The sequence below is a fragment of the Luteimonas rhizosphaerae genome, assembly GCF_002849595.1.
Lineage (GTDB): Bacteria > Pseudomonadota > Gammaproteobacteria > Xanthomonadales > Xanthomonadaceae > Luteimonas > Luteimonas cellulosilyticus.
The window spans coordinates 1-16,771 of the sequence record NZ_NRQR01000026.1 but is presented as its reverse complement, the minus strand read 5'-3'; the positions used below and the strand labels follow the sequence as shown (position 1 = coordinate 16,771).

The 16,771-nt window shown below is 72.0% G+C and carries 19 protein-coding genes; 7 read left to right on the top strand and 12 right to left on the bottom strand.

Annotation, left to right across the window (positions count from 1 at the left end; genetic code table 11):
- Nucleotides 1–52 precede the first annotated feature (52 nt).
- From CJ022_RS13515 to egtB, 4 genes are all read right to left on the bottom strand, one after another.
- The gene (locus CJ022_RS13515; RefSeq protein WP_101927165.1) at nt 53–685 is read right to left on the bottom strand and encodes a DUF938 domain-containing protein; all 633 of its coding nucleotides are present in this window, start codon (nt 683–685) and stop codon (nt 53–55) included.
- A gap of 79 nt (nt 686–764) precedes the next feature.
- Nucleotides 765–1,067, bottom strand: coding sequence for a DUF3253 domain-containing protein (locus CJ022_RS13510; RefSeq protein ID WP_255407574.1), 303 nt, complete (start codon nt 1,065–1,067; stop codon nt 765–767).
- Complete coding sequence (gene egtD, locus CJ022_RS13505) at nt 1,064–2,047, bottom strand: L-histidine N(alpha)-methyltransferase (protein WP_101927163.1); 984 nt, start codon at nt 2,045–2,047, stop codon at nt 1,064–1,066. Before egtD ends, CJ022_RS13510 begins: the two co-directional genes overlap by 4 nt.
- Nucleotides 2,044–3,330: an ergothioneine biosynthesis protein EgtB gene (gene egtB, locus CJ022_RS13500; RefSeq protein WP_101927162.1), complete on the bottom strand. Its 1,287-nt coding sequence runs from the start codon at nt 3,328–3,330 to the stop codon at nt 2,044–2,046. The genes egtD and egtB overlap by 4 nt, the downstream gene beginning before the upstream one ends.
- 427 nt (nt 3,331–3,757) lie before the next feature.
- On the opposite strand from egtB, the gene CJ022_RS13495 reads away from it, so the two are divergent.
- Nucleotides 3,758–4,060, top strand: coding sequence for a hypothetical protein (locus CJ022_RS13495; protein ID WP_101927161.1), 303 nt, complete (start codon nt 3,758–3,760; stop codon nt 4,058–4,060).
- A 250-nt stretch (nt 4,061–4,310) separates the two neighbouring features.
- Here the strand turns inward: CJ022_RS13495 and CJ022_RS13490 are convergent, their stop codons facing one another.
- Nucleotides 4,311–6,023: a M28 family metallopeptidase gene (locus tag CJ022_RS13490; RefSeq protein WP_101927160.1), complete on the bottom strand. Its 1,713-nt coding sequence runs from the start codon at nt 6,021–6,023 to the stop codon at nt 4,311–4,313.
- Between the two features lie 99 nt (nt 6,024–6,122).
- Between CJ022_RS13490 and CJ022_RS13485 the strand changes: the two genes are divergently transcribed.
- Nucleotides 6,123–6,569, top strand: coding sequence for an I78 family peptidase inhibitor (locus tag CJ022_RS13485; RefSeq protein WP_101927159.1), 447 nt, complete (start codon nt 6,123–6,125; stop codon nt 6,567–6,569).
- 193 nt (nt 6,570–6,762) lie between these two features.
- On the opposite strand, the gene CJ022_RS13480 is transcribed toward CJ022_RS13485, so the two are convergent.
- Both CJ022_RS13480 and CJ022_RS13475 read right to left on the bottom strand, forming a co-directional pair.
- Nucleotides 6,763–7,065: a hypothetical protein gene (locus tag CJ022_RS13480; protein WP_143703989.1), complete on the bottom strand. Its 303-nt coding sequence runs from the start codon at nt 7,063–7,065 to the stop codon at nt 6,763–6,765.
- Nucleotides 7,066–7,074: 9 nt separating this feature from the next.
- A complete protein-coding gene (locus CJ022_RS13475; protein WP_101927157.1) occupies nt 7,075–7,878 on the bottom strand; it encodes a hypothetical protein in 804 nt (267 codons plus the stop codon).
- Nucleotides 7,879–8,129: 251 nt separating this feature from the next.
- Between CJ022_RS13475 and CJ022_RS13470 the strand changes: the two genes are divergently transcribed.
- Together CJ022_RS13470 and CJ022_RS13465 are read left to right on the top strand one after the other, a co-directional pair.
- A complete protein-coding gene (locus CJ022_RS13470; protein ID WP_158238426.1) occupies nt 8,130–9,224 on the top strand; it encodes a LysM peptidoglycan-binding domain-containing protein in 1,095 nt (364 codons plus the stop codon).
- Nucleotides 9,225–9,354: 130 nt separating this feature from the next.
- Entirely contained in the window at nt 9,355–9,765 is a 411-nt protein-coding gene (locus CJ022_RS13465) for a hypothetical protein (RefSeq protein WP_101927155.1), read from the top strand.
- A gap of 27 nt (nt 9,766–9,792) precedes the next feature.
- On the opposite strand, the gene CJ022_RS13460 is transcribed toward CJ022_RS13465, so the two are convergent.
- Together CJ022_RS13460 and CJ022_RS13455 are read right to left on the bottom strand one after the other, a co-directional pair.
- Nucleotides 9,793–11,031, bottom strand: coding sequence for a lytic murein transglycosylase (locus CJ022_RS13460; protein ID WP_101927154.1), 1,239 nt, complete (start codon nt 11,029–11,031; stop codon nt 9,793–9,795).
- A gap of 115 nt (nt 11,032–11,146) precedes the next feature.
- The gene (locus CJ022_RS13455) at nt 11,147–11,530 is read right to left on the bottom strand and encodes a YchJ family protein (RefSeq protein ID WP_101927153.1); all 384 of its coding nucleotides are present in this window, start codon (nt 11,528–11,530) and stop codon (nt 11,147–11,149) included.
- Nucleotides 11,531–12,068: 538 nt separating this feature from the next.
- Between CJ022_RS13455 and CJ022_RS13450 the strand changes: the two genes are divergently transcribed.
- The gene (locus CJ022_RS13450; protein ID WP_101927546.1) at nt 12,069–12,791 is read left to right on the top strand and encodes a sulfite exporter TauE/SafE family protein; all 723 of its coding nucleotides are present in this window, start codon (nt 12,069–12,071) and stop codon (nt 12,789–12,791) included.
- A 48-nt stretch (nt 12,792–12,839) separates the two neighbouring features.
- On the opposite strand, the gene folE is transcribed toward CJ022_RS13450, so the two are convergent.
- Both folE and CJ022_RS13440 read right to left on the bottom strand, forming a co-directional pair.
- Nucleotides 12,840–13,442: a GTP cyclohydrolase I FolE gene (gene folE, locus CJ022_RS13445; protein WP_101927152.1), complete on the bottom strand. Its 603-nt coding sequence runs from the start codon at nt 13,440–13,442 to the stop codon at nt 12,840–12,842.
- Between the two features lie 132 nt (nt 13,443–13,574).
- Nucleotides 13,575–13,940, bottom strand: a complete 366-nt coding sequence (locus tag CJ022_RS13440) for a hypothetical protein (protein WP_101927151.1) — start codon at nt 13,938–13,940, stop codon at nt 13,575–13,577.
- A gap of 595 nt (nt 13,941–14,535) precedes the next feature.
- Here CJ022_RS13440 and CJ022_RS17285 point away from each other — a divergent pair.
- Entirely contained in the window at nt 14,536–14,679 is a 144-nt protein-coding gene (locus tag CJ022_RS17285; protein ID WP_199171553.1) for a hypothetical protein, read from the top strand.
- Nucleotides 14,680–14,811: 132 nt separating this feature from the next.
- On the opposite strand, the gene CJ022_RS13435 is transcribed toward CJ022_RS17285, so the two are convergent.
- Complete coding sequence (locus CJ022_RS13435; RefSeq protein ID WP_101927150.1) at nt 14,812–16,200, bottom strand: serine hydrolase domain-containing protein; 1,389 nt, start codon at nt 16,198–16,200, stop codon at nt 14,812–14,814.
- Nucleotides 16,201–16,340: 140 nt separating this feature from the next.
- Between CJ022_RS13435 and CJ022_RS13430 the strand changes: the two genes are divergently transcribed.
- The coding region (locus tag CJ022_RS13430) for a DUF1190 domain-containing protein (protein WP_101927149.1) at nt 16,341–16,771 on the top strand (431 nt) is incomplete at its 3' end.

Genomic DNA, 16,771 nt, shown 5'->3' with positions numbered 1-16,771 from the left:
CCGACGCCCCGGTTGCGACACGCGCGTCCGTCCGCGGACGCGCGATGCGGGATCAGCGCCGGCGCCGCCAGACCAGGCAGCGGTTGTGCGCCGGCATCGCGATATCGTCCTGCAGTCGCAGGCCGATGCGGGCGGCGAGCGCGTCGACCGCTTCGAGATCGCGCAGGCCCGAGCGCGGATCACGCATGCGCAGCATCGCGTCGAAGTCGCGGTTGCTGTCGCTGGTGCAGGCGCCGCCGATGTTGAACGGACCGTAGACGACGAGGCTCGCGTCCTGCGCCAGCGCGGTGTCGAGACCGGCGAAACAGGCCTCGACGGCCGCCCAGCCCATGATGTGGAACGTGTTCGCGGTGAACGCGGCATCGAAGCCTGCGCCGTCGGCGGCGGCGGGCCACGGCCCGGTCGCGACATCGAGTTCGACCGGTTCCGGCGTGTTCGGCAGCGCCGCGGCGTCCAGCCACTGCGCCATGCCCGGCAACGCGGCCGCGCGATCCGAGCACTGCCACTGCAGCCACGGCAGCGCCGCGGCGAAATGCACTGCGTGCTGTCCGGTGCCGCTGCCGATCTCGAGCACGCGGCGGCGCTGCGCGAAGGCCGTCCGTAGCACCTCGAGAATGGGGTCGCGATTGCGTTCGCACGCCGGCGAGTACGGCCGGTCGTGCGGCACCTGGGAGAACGTCGTCATCGGCGCACCATACGGCAGGACCGCCGGCGCCGTGCCGGGTGGCCGCCGATGCGCGCATCGCGTCGGCGCGCGCGCCTGCTCAGGGCGCAGGACCGTCCGGCGCCGGATCCCGCCAGTCCGCGCCGCGTCGCAGGCGGATCGGACCGTCGGACAGCGCGCGCGGATCGAGTTCGGCGTCGCCCCGGGTGATCCGCAGCACGCCGTCGGAGGCCAGGGCACAGGCGACGCGTCGCACGGTCGGCATCGCGTCGCGCCACCCGGGCTCGGGCCACAACCGCCGCGCCACCTCCGACGGGCAGATCGACGCGTCCACCGCGCGCGCCGTCAGCAGCATGCGGATCTCCGCAGCGATCCGCGCGTCCCCCGGTGCGCCGCCGCTCACGCCGGCTGCAACAGCCGCAGGCCGAACCAGTCCTGCGCGTCGTTCCAGCCATGGCTGACCTTGAGCCCTGCCATCGCCGCGAGCGTCGCGAAGGATTCGTCGGTGTACTTGTGGCTGGTCTCGACCTGCATGGCCTCGCCGGCCGCGAACTCGAAGGCGCGTCCGGCCAGATGCACGGTCTGCGCGCGCGCGCTGACCAGGGCGGTTTCGATGCGCATGCGCTCGGGCACGTACACGGCGTGGTGGCGGAAGCCGTCGCGCTCGAAATCGCTGCCGATCTCGCGGTTGAGGCGCGTCAACAGGTTCAGGGTGAAGGCTGCGGTGACGCCGGCGCGATCGTTGTACGCGTCGGCGATCAGCGCCGGGTCCTTGTCGAGATCGATGCCGACCAGCGCGCAGCCGGTGTCGCCCATCGTGCGGCGCATCGAGGCGAGCAGACGCACGGCGTCGTCGTTGGCGAAATTGCCGAGCGTCGAACCGGGGAAGAACACCAGCGTGCGGCGCGGGTGGCGCGCGGCCGCCGGCAGCGGCACCGGGCGGGTGAAGTCGGCGCAGACCGGCAGCATCTCGATCTGCGGAAACGACGGCGCGAGGCGCCCGACACTGTCGAGCAGCGCGGTGCGCGAGATCTCGATCGGCGTGTACGCGACCGGCGCATCGAGCCCCTCGAGCAGCAGCTCGGTCTTGCGGCCACTGCCGCTGCCGAATTCGACGACATGCACGCCGCTGCCGACGGCCTGCGCGATGGCCGGCATGCGCGCTTCGAGCAGCGCGAGCTCGGTGCGCGTCAGGTAGTACTCGGGCTGGCGGGTGATCGCCTCGAACAGCCGCGAGCCCTCCGCATCGTAGAAATATTTCGACGGCAGCTGCTTGGGCGTGCGCGACAGGCCGGCGATCGCGTCGGCGGTGATGTCATCGGGTTGCGGCTGCAGGTCGGTCAGGGCCGCTTCGGCGCGGGCGACGGCAAGGGCGGCATTCATTCGGTATCTCGAGCGAGACGCACGCCGGCGAACTGCCAGCGCGCATCGGACGGAAAGAAATTGCGGTAACTGGCGCGCATGTGCGAGCGCGGCGTGGCGCAGCTTCCGCCGCGCAGGATCCACTGGCCGCACATGAACTTGCCGTTGTATTCGCCCAGCGAACCGGGCCACGGGCGATAGCCCGGATATGCGGTGTAGGCGCTCGCGGTCCACTCCCAGACGTCGCCGAACATCTGCTGCAGGCCGGCGCAATCGGCGCCCGCACGCGGCTGCAGCAGGCCGTCGTCGACGAAATTGCCGTCGATGGCGACACCCGTCGCGGCCTGCTCCCACTCGGCCTCCGTCGGCAGGCGCGCGCCGGCCCAGCGCGCGAAGGCGTCGGCTTCGAAATAGCTCAGATGGCAGACGGGCGCGTCGGGCGCCAGCGCACGCCAGCCCGCGAGGGTGAATTCCCGTTCGGCGTCATCGTCCCAGTACAGCGGGTGCTGCCACCCGGCGCTGCGCACCAGATCCCAGGCCGGGCTCAACCACAGGCCGGCCTTGCGATACCCACCGTCCGCGACGAATTCGCGGTAGTCGCGATTGCTGACCGGCCGGCTCGCCAGCGCATGCGCGGGCACGAGCACGCGGTGCCGCGGCGATTCGTTGTCGTAGGCGAAGGCGTCGTGCTGCGGCCACGCCGGCGCGCCGATCTCGGTGATCGCCTCGTCGCGCGCGATCCAGCGCAGCGGCGCGCCGGTGCCGCCTGCAGACGGCAGGTCGTCTCGGTAGGCCGGCGCCAGCGGGTTGGACCAGTACGCGTGCTTGATGTCGGTGAGCAGCAGCTCCTGGTGCTGCTGCTCGTGCTGCAGGCCGAGCGCGAGGATCTCGAGCGTCGCGGTGTCGAGTGCCCCGGCGTCGAGACGCGCGCGCACGCGCGATTCGACCGCGTCGCGATAGTCGAGCACCTGCGCCAGTGACGGCCGCGAGATCAGCCCGCGATGCGCCCGCGTGTGGAATGGACCGACGCTCTGGTAGTAGCTGTTGAACAGGTAGTCCCATTGCGGATCGATCGGCCGGTAGCCGGGGTCTGCGCCGAGCACGAAACGCTCGAAGAACCATGTCGTGTGCGCCAGATGCCATTTGGTCGGGCTGGCGTCGTCCATGCTCTGGACCATCGCGTCTTCGGGGCCGATCGGCGCGGCCAGCCTGCGCGACTGCGCGCGCACGTCGTCGAAACGCGTCCGCAGTGCTGCGGTGCGTCCGGGCAGGTCGTCGGATGCGACCGACGCGTTCGCAGGCATGCGGGATGACATCGGCAAAGCTTAAGAAACCGTCGTGATGGCGGTGTTATCCGAGCATGCGTCGAATGCGGTCGCCACCGCATTGGCGCGACGGGTCGAACGCACTGTTTTCGTCGCGGCTCGTTTCGATGCGCGTGCGAACGGCCCGCATGTCGGAACCGACCCGATGCCCAAGGCCCTGCCTCCTTGGTGTTCTCACCGTGGATCGATCGTCCATGGCGGAACGCGCTGCGTGGGGTCGAACGCCCGGCGGTCCTACGACCGCGTCCGTCCTCACCCCATCGGCAACTCGGTGAACCCTCCGCTCGCGCCACGGCGGGATGCCGGCGCCGTCATGCCGCGCTAGCGCAAAAACGACATGCCGCTTACATCCACGCGTCGAGACTGGCCCTCAACCCCGCAACGTACGACACACGAGGAGTCCCCGATGCGCCGTATCGCCTTTCCGCTGGTCGCTGCCATGGCCTTCGCCGTCACCGCCTGCAGCAACGAGCCGCCGCCGCCCGACGTGCCGGCCACCGACACCGCGGCGCCGGCGACGGATCCGATGACTCCGCCGCCGGGCCAGACGCCGATGGACGACACGATGCCGCCGCCGACCGATCCCGCCATGCCGCCGACCGATCCGACGCAGCCACCCACGGACCCGATGACCACGCCGCCGCCGGTGGATGGCACCCAGGACACCGAAAGCACCCCGGATACGCCGCCGACGATGACGAACACCTGATCCACGCTGCACCGCGCGCGAGCGCGTCGATTCATCTCTCTCCCGTGACACCTTGCCGTCCGCTCTTCTCCAGGAGCGGGCGGCTTTTTATTGGACGATGCGGAGCGGAATGGCGACGCCACGGCGACCGCATCGACGCGGCGCAGCCGCCCGCTGCGGACGCACCGAAGCCTGGCGTCCGGCCGGCGACACATCGCGCGCGCGGGCCGTCGCCCGGCAGTTTCCGGGCGCGGCGGGGATCGATCCGCAATCAGCGGCGCGCCGCGTCGCTCGTGTCGCGTCGGGCGCGGAATTCGCTGTCGGCGTCCCACTGCGGCCAGCCGTCGCCGTTGGCCAGCGCCGCGGCCAGCCGGTAGACGGTGCGCGTGTCCGCGGCCGGGCCGGCCATGTCCCAGCTGGCGTCGAACGCGTCGCCGGGCTGGTGATAGCGCTGCGCGAAATAATCGGCGCGTGCGGCCTTGCCGCCTTCGACGCCGCCGTCGCGCTGGTCCATGCCGGGTCCGATGGTGATCGCCGGTACGCCCGCCTGGGCGAACGCGAAATGGTCGGCGCGGTAGAAGAAGCCGGCCTCGAGATTCGGGTCCGGCGACCAGGTGCGACCGTCCTGCGCCGCCGCCGTCGCGAGGTCGCGCTCCAGCGACACCCGGCCGATGCCCCATGACGAGATGTCGCGGGTCTCGCCATCCGGGCTCCACATTTCCATGTTCAGTACCGCTGCCGTGGTCTCAAGCGGACGCAGCGGATTGGCCGCGTAGTAGGTCGCGCCCAGCAGGCCGTTCTCCTCGGCGGTCAGGGCGATGAACTGCAGCGTGCGCGCCGGCCGCGGTCCGGCTGCGAATATGCGCGCCAGCTCGATCAGCGACGACACCGCGGTCGCGTTGTCGACGGCACCGTTGATGATCGCGTCGCCGCTGGCATCGGGCGCACCGACGCCGAAGCTGTCCCAGTGGCCGGACAGGATCACGGTCTCGTCCGCGCGCGCGGTGCCCGGCAGAACGCCGACGACGTTGTGACTGACGATGCGGTCGCGCTGCACGCGGAAGGCGATGTCGAGCGTCGCGCCGTCGATGGCGCCGCCGCGGAACCCGGCCTGCTGTGCGCGCGCCTTCTCGGCGTCGAAGTCGCGGCCGGCATCACGGAACAACTGCTCGGCGACGCTGCGCTGCATCCAGCCGCGCATCGGCAGGTGATGCGTCGTCGCATCGGCGCGCACGATGTCGTACTGCGGCCCGTTGCGCCCGTTGCGCACGGTGGCCCACGGATACGCGGCCGGCGCCGTCTCGTGCACGATCAGCACGCCCGCCGCGCCGCGCTTCGCGGCTTCTTCGTACTTGTAGGTCCAGCGCCCGTACCAGGTGATCGCGCGGCCGCCGAACCTGCCGGGCGTTTCGGTCTCGAAGTCGGGATCGTTGACCAGCACGACGACGATCTTGCCGGCGACGTCGAGCCCGGCGTAATCGTCCCAGCCGAGCTCGGGCGCAGTGATGCCGTAGCCGGCGAACACCAGCGGCGTGTCGCGCAGGTCGACGGCGTCGCCGGGGCGCAGCGTCTCGACGGCGATGTCGTCGCCGTTGGCCAGCGCACGCGATGTGCCGCCGACGTGCAGCGTCGCCGTCACCGGGCCCTCGATCGCACTGCGTTCGAGCGTCACCGCCTGGGTCCAGCCGCCGGCATCGCCGCCGGGCTGCAGGCCGGCCTTCGCGAACTCGGCGCTGAGGTAGTCGATCGTGCGGCGCTCGCCGTCGGTCGTCGGCGCACGGCCTTCGAATTCGTCCGAGGCCAGCACCGAGAGATGGTGCGCGAGGTTGTCGGCGGAGATGCCGCCGCCGGGAATCGGCGCTCCGCCCGCGGCGGGCGCGGCCGCGTCCGGAGACGCGGGCACGTCGACCACGGGGTGCGCGCAGGCGGCGATGGCGAGCGCCGGCACCAAGGTGCACAGCAGGACACGGCGGGAGACAGGCATCGCGGTTTCCGTCGGCAGCAGGGCTCCGCATGATGCCGCAACTGGCAACGTGCGCCTCGGATTGGCTACAGTGCGACGGTGCCCGACCCGGAGAACCCCATGTCCCCACGCTTCCCCCGCACGTTGCCGCGTGCCCTGCTCGCCACCGCGCTGACGTCGCTGTTCACGCTCGCCGCCTGCGCACCCGCCGACCAGGAAGGTTTCGAGGAAGAGCCGCCCGTGACCGACACCGCGACCGACGCCGACACCGGCGCAGGCAGCCCGATCGAGACCGATGCCAGCCGGTCCGAGATCGCCGACAACCCCGATGCCACGCCGCCCGCTGCCACGCCCCCCGGCGCGACCCCCTGCGACACCGAAACCGTGCAGAGCCTGATCGGCGAGACCGGCAACGAGGCGCTGTACCAGAAGGCGCAGCAGGACAGCGGTGCCAAGCAGTTCCGCGCCCTCGGCCCGACCGACATGGCGACGATGGATTTCCGCGAGGATCGTTTGAACATCGATCTCGACGCGGACGGCAAGATCACCGGGTTCCGCTGCGGCTGACACGCCGCGGTAGCCGCGACACGCAACGCCCGGGCGTACCGGGCGTTCCCGTTTGAGGGGGCGGACACGCGGGGCGGACGTGGTCCACGCGGGCGTCGCGTGGGCGGCGATCGAGGATGCAGCGTTCGCGCGACGCGATCCGGATCTAGCGCACGGCCCTGGTGCGCCACGCGATCGGTCGATGCGCGCGGGGTCAGTCGTCGCGACGCGGCGTGAAGTCAATCGGCTGCGACGTGCGCTCGGTGCTGATACGGCCTTCGCGGACGCGCTCGCAATCGCGTGAAACCGGCTCGCCGGGGCGATCGGGCCGGCTCGCACACAGGGGATTGGCGTCCACCGCGGCGTTGGTATCGCGGTAGTCCGTCGACTGGCATGCGCACAGCAGCAGGGGCAGCGCGAGCGCGGCGACGGCAGCAAGGATCCGGGACATGAGCGTGCTCGGCGGCAGAGGGCGTTCGAGGATTGCAGACGCGCGCGGCGCCTGCAATTCGGACACGCCGACCGGTCAGCGGCTGCCGATCAGGCGTGTCACGTCGACGGCCAGGCGTTCGACCGCGTTGCCGAAGGCGTCGTGACCGCCAGCGGCGTAGGTCGACTGGCCCTGCGCCAGCGCACTCGCGACACCGCGGGCGATGCCGGTCGCCTGTTCCAGGCCGGTCCCGAGCGTGCGGTCGAGCGTCGTGGCGGCCTCGGCGGCACTGCGGATGTCGCCACGCGTCACGCCGTCGACGAGGCCGCGGGCGGCGCTCTGCACCTCGGTCAGCGACCGCGCGATCGCGCCGATGTCGCCGATGTCCGGTGCACGTCCGCTGGTCAGCGCGCCGCTCGCGAAACTGGTCAGCGCGTCCTGCACCGACGTCGTGGCGCCGGGAATGCCGCCGGTGAAGCGATCGATCGCGAGATTCGCCAGCGGCTGCAGGGCCGCCGGCAGGTTGTCGGCGACCGCGCCGCGCGCGGCGTCGCCGAGGCTGCCGCCGACGAGGCCGTTGACCACGCCCATGACCGCACCCGCGAGGCCGCCGGTCAGTGCGCCGACGACGGCGGCGCCGACGATGCCCTGCAGGTCGCGGGCGTCGATGCCGATCGCGTTCGCCAGACCCTCGAGTGCGCGGTCGAGCCCGAGCGCGTCGGTCGTCGTGCCGAGCGCCGCGCCGATCGCGCTGCCCAGCGCATCCATTGCCGCGTCGACGGTGTCGCCGAAGGCATCGGCCGCGGAACCCAGCGCATCGCTGGCCGAGGTCGCACTGCCTGCCGCGTTGCCGCCGCTGCCACTGCCGGCGCCACCGACGCCGTCGCTGCTATCGTTCATGCGGAATCTCCGGAAGAAGTCTGCGTGGCGCCACTGTAGGCAGCACCGACGCGCCGCCACAGCTGGTGCCGACCCGAGGTCGGCGATGCATCCGTGTGCGCCGGATCACAGTTCGCGGCATCGACGGCCATCGACGGCCCGGGCCTCACGCGATCCGCGCGGTCGCGGCGCCCGCCTAGGGTCTGCCCGGGGATGTCATGCGGTGCGGGCGTCGCGACACTGGCCCGGAACCCCGCACTCCAGGTGACGTCATGAGCACGGTCTCTTCCCTCTCGTCTTCATCGCCCTCCGAGCTGCCGTCGTCGACCGGCACCGACGAGCGCACCGCGGCGTACACCGTCGAACGCGGCGACACCCTGTCGGCGATCGCGCAGCGCCACGGCACCGACGTGCAGGCGCTGCTGTCGCTGAATCCCGGCATCGCCAATCCGGATGTGCTGTATCCGGGCGATGCGCTGCAGGTGCCGGCGCGCGACACGGTGACCGTGCGGTCCGGCGATACGCTGTCGGGCATCGCGCATGCGAACGGCGTCAGCCTGCCGGCGCTGCTCGCGGCCAATCCGGGCATCCGCAATCCCGATCTCATTTCGGTCGGGCAGACGCTGACGCTGCCGGGCGCCGGCAGCAATCCGGCTCCGGTCGGCACCCCGCCGGTGGCGCCGACGCCCGCGCCGACACCCGAGCAGCCCGCGCCGGTCGCCGGTGACGGCACCCATGTGCCCGGTGGCCTGTCGTCGCAGTACGAAACCGGCGGACGCGGTCCGGGCACGGTGTCGACCGGCAACGGCGATCGGGGTGGCGTGTCCTACGGCAGCTACCAGCTGGCGACCAACATGGGCCGTCCGCAGCAGTTCCTGGCCAACGAGGGCAGCCAGTGGGCGGCCGAGTTCGGCAATGCGGCGCCTGGCACCGCGGCCTTCAGTGCGACCTGGCGCGAGATCGCCGCGCGCGAGCCGCAGGCCTTCGGCGATGCGCAGCACGACTACATCCAGCGCACGCATTACGACGTGCAGGTGGCGCATGTCCAGACGACGGTCGGCGTGGATCTTTCCGCGCGTTCGCCGGCGGTGCAGGACGTAGTCTGGTCGACGTCCGTGCAGCACGGACCGGCCAACAACCTGGTCAATCGCGCGCTCGGCGTGGTCGAGGACCAGGGCCTGACGCCCGACGACGGCATCGCCTACGACCGCGCGTTAATCGATGCCGTCTACGCCGAGCGCGGTCGCACCGACGCCAACGGCACCCTGGTCCACTTCAGCAGCTCGTCGGCGGCGGTCCAGGCCGGCGTCGCCCAGCGTTTCGTCGACGAACGCGCCGATGCGCTCGCGATGCTCGATGGGCGCTGAGTCCGCGCACCCGCGGGGCATGCCGGTGGCGGCCCACGCTGCCGGGACTCGAGTCGGCATCGGTCTCACGACGCTGACGCTGGCCTGCGCCCTCGCCGCCTGCGAGGGTGCACCGCCCGCCGATGCCGCAATGCCGGCCGCTCTGCCTGTCGCGACCGCAGATACCGCCGCGGTCGCGGCCAACCCGTCGCCCGAAGGCCGCTACGCGCTGCGTGCGCCGCGCAGCGGCACGCTGACGCTGGATGACGCGGACGGCGTCTGGCGGATCACCTTGCAGGGCGGCACCACCCCGTCCGACGGCGCCGGCGTCGCGGCCGATTGCGACCTCCAGGCCGAAGGGCCCCTGGAGGACGGCCGCATCGACGCCGTGGTCGTGCCGTTCGAGACCGACCGCATGGCGGTGACCGCAGCCGAGCTGGCGACGACGCCCGCGACGGTCACGGTCACGCTGGACGGCGACACCGCTGTCGTCGCGACCGACTTCACGCTGTGCGCGATGCGCGCGGATCTCAACGGCAGCTACGACCGGCGCAGCGACTGATCCGCCGGCCGGCCTGCCGTCACGACCTCAGGGCGTGGACTGCAGCGCGCGCAGGATCTTCGTGCCGGCGCGCCCGTCATCGGGCGTCAGGCCGAGCCGGCGCTGCTCGAGCTGGATCGCGCGTCGCGTATTGGTGCCGATCATGCCGTCGACCTCGCCGATGTCGTGGCCGCGTGCGAGCAGCGCGGTCTGCAGCTCGCGGCGCTGGGCGCGCGACAGGCCCGGATCGTCGGTCGGCCAGCCCGCGACGAGGCCGCTGCCGCCGCGCAGGCGGTCGGCCAGCGTGGCGATCGCCAACGCGTAACTCTCGGCGGCGTTGTAGGAATAGATCGCGTCGTAGTTGCGGAACACGACGAAGGCCGGGCCGTTGACGCCGGTCGGCACCAACAGCGCCGAGCGCGTGCTGCCCGACGGCAGCGCGCTGCCATCGATCCGGGTGATGCCGCGCGCGGTCCAGTCGGACACCGGCCGGCGGCTGGTGCGTCCGGCCTGCGACACGTCGAAGCCCGCCGGCAACTTCACCTCGTAGCCCCAGGGCTGGCCGGTCTGCCAGCCGGAGCGCTTGAGATAGTTCGCGGTCGAGGCGAGCGCATCGGGAATGCTGTCGACGAGATCGCGGCGGCCGTCGCCGTCGAAATCCACAGCGATCCGCGCGTAGGTACTCGGCATGAACTGGGTATGCCCGAACGCGCCGGCCCAGGAGCCGGTGATGCCCGGATTGCGCAGGTCGCCGGCGTCGAGCAGCTTCAGCGTCGCCAGCAGTTCGCCGCGGAAGAACGGCTGGCGCCGGCCGTTGCAGGCCAGCGTCGACAGTGACACCAGCAGCGGCCGCTTGCCGAACACGCGGCCGTAGTCGCTCTCCACGCCCCAGACCGCGACCACGGTTTCCGCATCGACGCCGTACTGCGCGGCGACGCGTGCCAGCAGCTCCCGATGTTCGGCCAGCAACGCCTTGCCGTCGTCGACGCGCTGCTGGTCAACCAGACCCGCCAGGTAATCCCACAACGGCGTGGTGAATTCGGGCTGCGCGTTGAGCAGCGGGAGCACCGTCATGTCCGGCTGCAGGCCGGCGGTGAGCCGGTCGAAACTCGCACCGGTGATGCCCTGCGTCGCCGCGTCGGCGCGGATGCCACTCATGCACGTGGCGTACGCGGCCAGATCCGCCGGCGGGACCGGCGCGGGCTCGGCCGCGAACGCGGCGGGCGCGGCGGCGGCGAGGGCCAGGGTCGTCAGGGTCGTTCGCAGCGTCGGGCGCGTCACGGGCATCGGGTCACTCCAGCAGTCGGCAGGCCTGCACTGTGCCCGAAGCGTCGGCCGTCCGGGGTCGACGGCGCCCGCGGCTTCATCGTCGACTCAGCGCCGGTGCGCGTGCCGCGCGTCGTCATGCGACATCGCCATCGACATACCACCAGCGGCCGCCGTCGTGCCGGAAGCGGCTGTGCTCGCGCAGTCGCACGACGCTGCCCCCGCCGACGCGGTAGCGGGCGACGAAGGCGACCTCGGCCCGGTCGTCGCCGGTGTCCTGGTGCGACCGCACGTCGAGGCCCAGCCACACCGGCTGCGGCCCGTCGAAGTCCAGGGTCGCCGGCCGCGTCGTCGGGTCCCAGGTCGCGCGCAGGTAATCCGCGTCGCGCCGCACGTAGGCGCTGTAGCGCGAGCGCATCAGCGCTTCGGCATCCGGTGCGGGCACGCCGGCGTGATAGCGCCCGCAGCACGCGGCATAGGACGACGGCAGGCCGCAGGGACAGGGGTTGGATGACGACATGGCGTGACGATGGTGGCGGAACGGACGCTGAGGCCGGGACGCCAGAGTGCCAGCCACGACCGGCCGTGGGAACGCGACGCGGTGCCGCGGTCGGGGGTGGCTGCGTGGCCGATGGTTCCGGCGTCGTCCGGCGTGACGTCCGCACCGGCAGTGCGCATCGCGATGGTGCGGGCATGGTGCGGATCGCGCGCCGTCATCCGCGCGGGTACGCATCGACGCGGCGCTCGGTGCTCCGGCGCCCCGCGGCTCTCGAACGTCGCCGGGTTCCGCTTGCGCAAGGACGACCCAGGGACGGGTGCGTTCCACGCAGGCGCGTTCGGGGCGACGACGGCCAGGCCGTTCGAGCCTGCTGCCGGCGCGCCGGGGCGATGCGCACGCCGCGGCGGCCCCGTCATCGCGACCGACCGGACGCAGGCACGACACCGCCCATTCTCCGGCCGGCGCGTGCCGGCGCGTATGCTTGCGCGCCCTCGCCTGCCGCCGGACGCCGTTGGACGCGCTGTTTCCCGAACTGTTGTGGTTGCTGGCGGTGGCGTTCATGGCCGGCGTCGTCGATGCCGCCGTCGGCGGCGGCGGCCTGGTGCAGCTGCCGGGGCTGTTCACGGCGCTGCCGCAGCAGGCGCCGGCCGCGCTGCTGGGCACGAACAAGTTCAGCGCCGTGTTCGGCACCGCGGTGGCCGGCTGGCGCTACGCGCGCAACGTGCGGTTCCCGTGGACGCCGGTGCTGCTCGCCGCGGCGACGGCGTTCGCATTCTCGTTCCTCGGCGCGACCGCGGTCAGCCTGCTGCCACGCGATGCGGTGCGGCCGCTGATCCTCACGTTGCTGGTCGCGATGCTGGCCTACACCCTGCTCAAGAAGGATTTCGGCGCGCTGCACCGGCCACGCACGCTGGGCCGCGGCGACCTCGCGATCGCGCTGGCGATGGGCGCGGCGATCGGCTTCTACGACGGCCTGTTCGGGCCCGGCACCGGCAGCTTCCTGATCTTCCTGTTCATCCGCTTCTTCGGTCTCGACTTCCTGCGCGCCTCGGCGGCGTCGAAAGTCGTGAACCTGGCGACGAACCTCGCCGCGCTGTCGTTCTTCCTGCCCGCGGGCCACGTGCTGCTGGCGTTCGCCGTGCCGATGGCGCTCGCCAACATCACCGGCGCGGTGTTCGGCACGCGACTGGCGCTGCGCGGCGGTACGCCGGTGATCCGCAAGCTGTTCCTGGTGCTGGTGGTCGTGCTGATCGCGAAGATGGGCTGGGACACGTTCGCCTGAGCGCCCCTGCCGTCGCGCCCTGGCCCACCGATGCGATGAAGGCCCGGCTCAGCGGCGACCGCCGCCCACTTCGATGAACTGCAGGAATTCGGCGCGCGTACGCGCGTCGTCGCGGAAGCTGCCGAGCATCGTCGAGGTGATCATGCTGACGCCGCGCTTGTGCACGCCGCGGGTGGTCATGCACTCGTGCGCGCCTTCGACGACGACACCGACGCCCAGCGGCGACAGCGCACGCTGGATGCAGCCGGCGATCTGCGCGGTCATCTTCTCCTGCACCTGGAACCGCTTGGCGTAGGCCTCGACCACGCGGGCGAGCTTGCTGATGCCGACGACCTTGCCGCGCGGCAGGTACCCCACGTGGACCTTGCCGATGATCGGCGCCATGTGGTGTTCGCAATGGCTTTCGTATTCGATGTCGCGCAGCACGATCATCTCGTCGTAGCCGGCGACTTCCTCGAAGGTGCGCGCGAGATACGCGTCGGCATCGATCGCGTAGCCGCTGAACCACTCGGTGTAGGCGTCGGCGACCCGGCGCGGCGTGTCGAGCAGGCCCTCGCGCGAGGGATCCTCACCGGACCAGCGCAGCAGCGTGCGCACGGCTTCTTCGGCCTGCGCCCGGTCCACACCGTGGCGCTGATCGCGATTGCTCATCTGGACTTCCCCGGCGACGCCGCAAAGACCGCCAGTTTAACGCGCCGGCCGCTCCGGACCCGGTGTGGCCCGTGGGTGCCGTGTCATGCGCGGAATCGTCGCATCGCGCGGCGACCGGAATCTTCGCCCGGCTCAGCCGGTCTGGTGGCCGCCATCGTCGCCGGCGGCCGGCGCGACGTTCGCCGCTGCGTGCCAGGCGTCCTCGACCGCGCCGCGGGCCTCCACCCAGCCCAGCCGCGAGCTGCCGCGCACGTTGTCCCAGTTTTCGCAGAGTTCGTCTTCCACGTCCTCGAAGCGCTGGCCGGCGTGCTGGCGCTGGCTGTCGCCTCCGTAGCGGAAGGCCGGCTCGTAGTCGTCCCAGCTGCGGCCTACCGAGTAGTAGGGCGCTTCCTGGTACAGGGACTGGAAATCGGGATACATGGCGTGGGAGTCGGTGACATCGTCGGGGTGATTGCTGCGGTCGAACTGTTCGTACTGCGCGGGCGGGCGCGTCGTCATCGTCGTCTCCTGATCGTGGGCGCGGCGGCGCGTGGATCGCGATACGGCTTTCGATGCACGGGACGCTACGCGCTCCGGTGCTGGCAGGCAGTGAAAGGCACGCGATTGGAGGTCCGCGTGCAGCCCGGGTTCAGAGCGGCAGCGCATTCAAGCTTGGATTCAAGGGGTTTTCGCCCCGGCCGGACGCTCGCGGCCAGCCTTGCGCCGTGTTCATCGCGAACACCCCGCGCCGATGCGCGGACGTTCCTGGCGGCGCGCGCGCGCCGGATCGAACCGTGCCACGCGTCCGCGCGCGCGTTGGACCGGGCTCGCATCGGCGCGAGGCGCGATGCGGATTCGTCGCTGTCGGCGCAGCGACGACGGTCAACCCGCCGTCCCGGGCGCTGCGACCAGGCCCGATGCGACGGGTACATCGGCCCGCAGCAGGCGCGCGATCGGGCGCCCGTCAAGACGCGATTCCGCGGCCTGCGCGACGCCGTCGAAGGCGGTGCGCGCCGCATCGCGCCGGGTCGCCACGGTCGCTCGCAGGACCGCGTCGCTACGCGTTCGCGGCCAAGCTCCTTACACTGGTCGCCTTCCCAACCCACGAGGTCCCATGGCCAAGCCCAACTATTCATTCGAAAAGCGTCAGCGCGAACTTGCCAAGAAAAAGAAGAAGGACGAGAAGGACGCGGCCAAGCAGGCCGAGCGCGAAGCGGCCAAGGCGAACACGCCGCCGCCCGCCGACGCCGCGGAATGACCCGACGCGCGACGCCGGCCGCGCCGTAATGGCGATGGCCGGCGTGCGCGTGTCCGTACCACGGGCCTCGCCCGTGCCGGCCACCCCCGGCGCTGCGGCCCGCAACGCGCAGGCCGACCGGCGGATGTGCCCTCAGCCGGCGCCGTCCAGCGTCGCCAGCACGGCCGCGACGAACGCCGCCACATCGAAGCGCTGCCCGGCCGGATCCTCGCCCCGGCGGACGATCACCACGTCGCGCGACGGCACCACGATCACGTACTGCCCGCGATTGCCGAACGCGCCGAACGCATCGGCCGGCACGCCGGGCGAGCGCTGCAGCAGCCACAGCGTCGCGCCGTAACCGAACGCGCCCTCGGGCTGCGGGCCGGTCGCCGTGGTCGCATCGCGCACCCAGCCGTCGGGCAGCACGCGGCGTCCCGCGAACACGCCGTCGCCCTGCAGCAGCAGGCCGAAGCGCGCGAGATCGCGCGCGGTCGACCAGACCTGGCTCGACAGCACGAAGCCGCCCTGCCAGTCGGTTTCCGCGTAGGTGCGGGTCATGCCCAGCGGCCAGAACAGATCGGTATACGGCCGCGCCAGCGCGCGCGCCTCGTCGCCGGTCGCCGCGCGCAGGCCGTGCACCGCCAGCACGCTGTCGTTGTTGGCATAGCGGAAACGCGTGCCGGGCGTCGCCTGCAGCGGCCAGCCGGCCGCCGCTTCGGCGACCGTGGCACCGCCGAAGTACAGGCCATCGGTGCGGTTGCCGGCGGTGTCGCTGTACAGACCGCTCGCCATGCGCAGCAGCTGGTCGGTGGTGATCGCCGCGCGTGGATCGCCCGGCCGCTGCCACTCCGGCACCGGCGCCGGCTGGTGGACGTCCAGCCTGCCTTCACCGGTCGCCACGCCGACCAGCGCGCCGGCGAGGCTCTTGGCGACCGACCAGGTGCGCTGCGCCACGTGCGGACCGAAGCCGTCGCGGTAGCGCTCCGCGACGATCCGGCCCCGCTGCAGCACCACGACGCCGGTCGTCGCATGGCCGCGCCCGAACTGCGAGGCGTCGAGTGCCGCGGCGATCACCGCGTCCAGCGCCGGCGCATCGCCCGACGGCGTCGCCGTCGCATCGCGCTCGCCGAGCGGCCAGGGCCGCGCGTCGAGATCCGGCGCGGCCTGCGCCAGCCGCGGCAGCGCCGCGATCGCGGCGGCATCGGCGCCGATCGGCAACTGCGCGCAGCCCAGCGCCGGGCGCCATGCCGCGATCCGCGGCGGCAGCGCATCATCGAACGGCACCGAGACCGCGCGCGCCTGCGCATCGATCGTCGCCGGCAAGGCCTGCACCAGTGCGTCGTACTCGGGATAGATGCCGCGCAGCTCCAGCGCGGCGATGTCGGCCTCGGGGCGTCCGGCGGCATTGAAGCTCGCGCTGCACAGGGTCAGCGCCTTGTAGCCCGCCGCCACCGCACGCGTGTGCGCCTCGTCGGGCGGCGGGGTCTGCGCGGACGCGGACCCCGCGACGATCAGCAGGCAGCTCAGCAGTCGGCGCATCGCGGCGTCTCCGTCGGAAATCGACGGCCAGTGTAGGCCGCCCGCGCCGCGTCTCGACGCGGACCCGCCGCGCGTGCGCGCTTTGCCGGTACAGGCAGCGGCGGGCATCATGGACGGCAGATCTCGAACGGGTCACGCACATGAAGCGATCGAAAACCACCGCGCTGCTGCTGATGGGCGCCGCGCCGCTGTTGTTCACCGCCTGCCAGGGCGACCAGCCGACGTCGCAGCTGGTGCAGGAAGGCCTGTACACCTCGGTGGAGCGCTGCGCCGATGCGACCGGCGATGCGTCGACCTGCCGCGCGGCGTCGGACCACGCCCAGCAGCAGGCCGCCGACACCGCACCGCAGTACGCCAGCCGCGCCGAATGCGAGCGCGACTATCCGGCCGAGCAGTGCGCCGAACAGCGCACCTCGACCGGGCATTCCTTCATCGGTCCGATGATGGCGGGCTTCTTCCTGTCGCAGATGATGGGCGGCAACCGCGCCGGCGCCGCGCCCCAGGCCCAGGCGTCGCCGGCGTTCCGCGACAACACCAACGGCTGGCTGCGTGCCGGCGGCGCGCCGGGCGC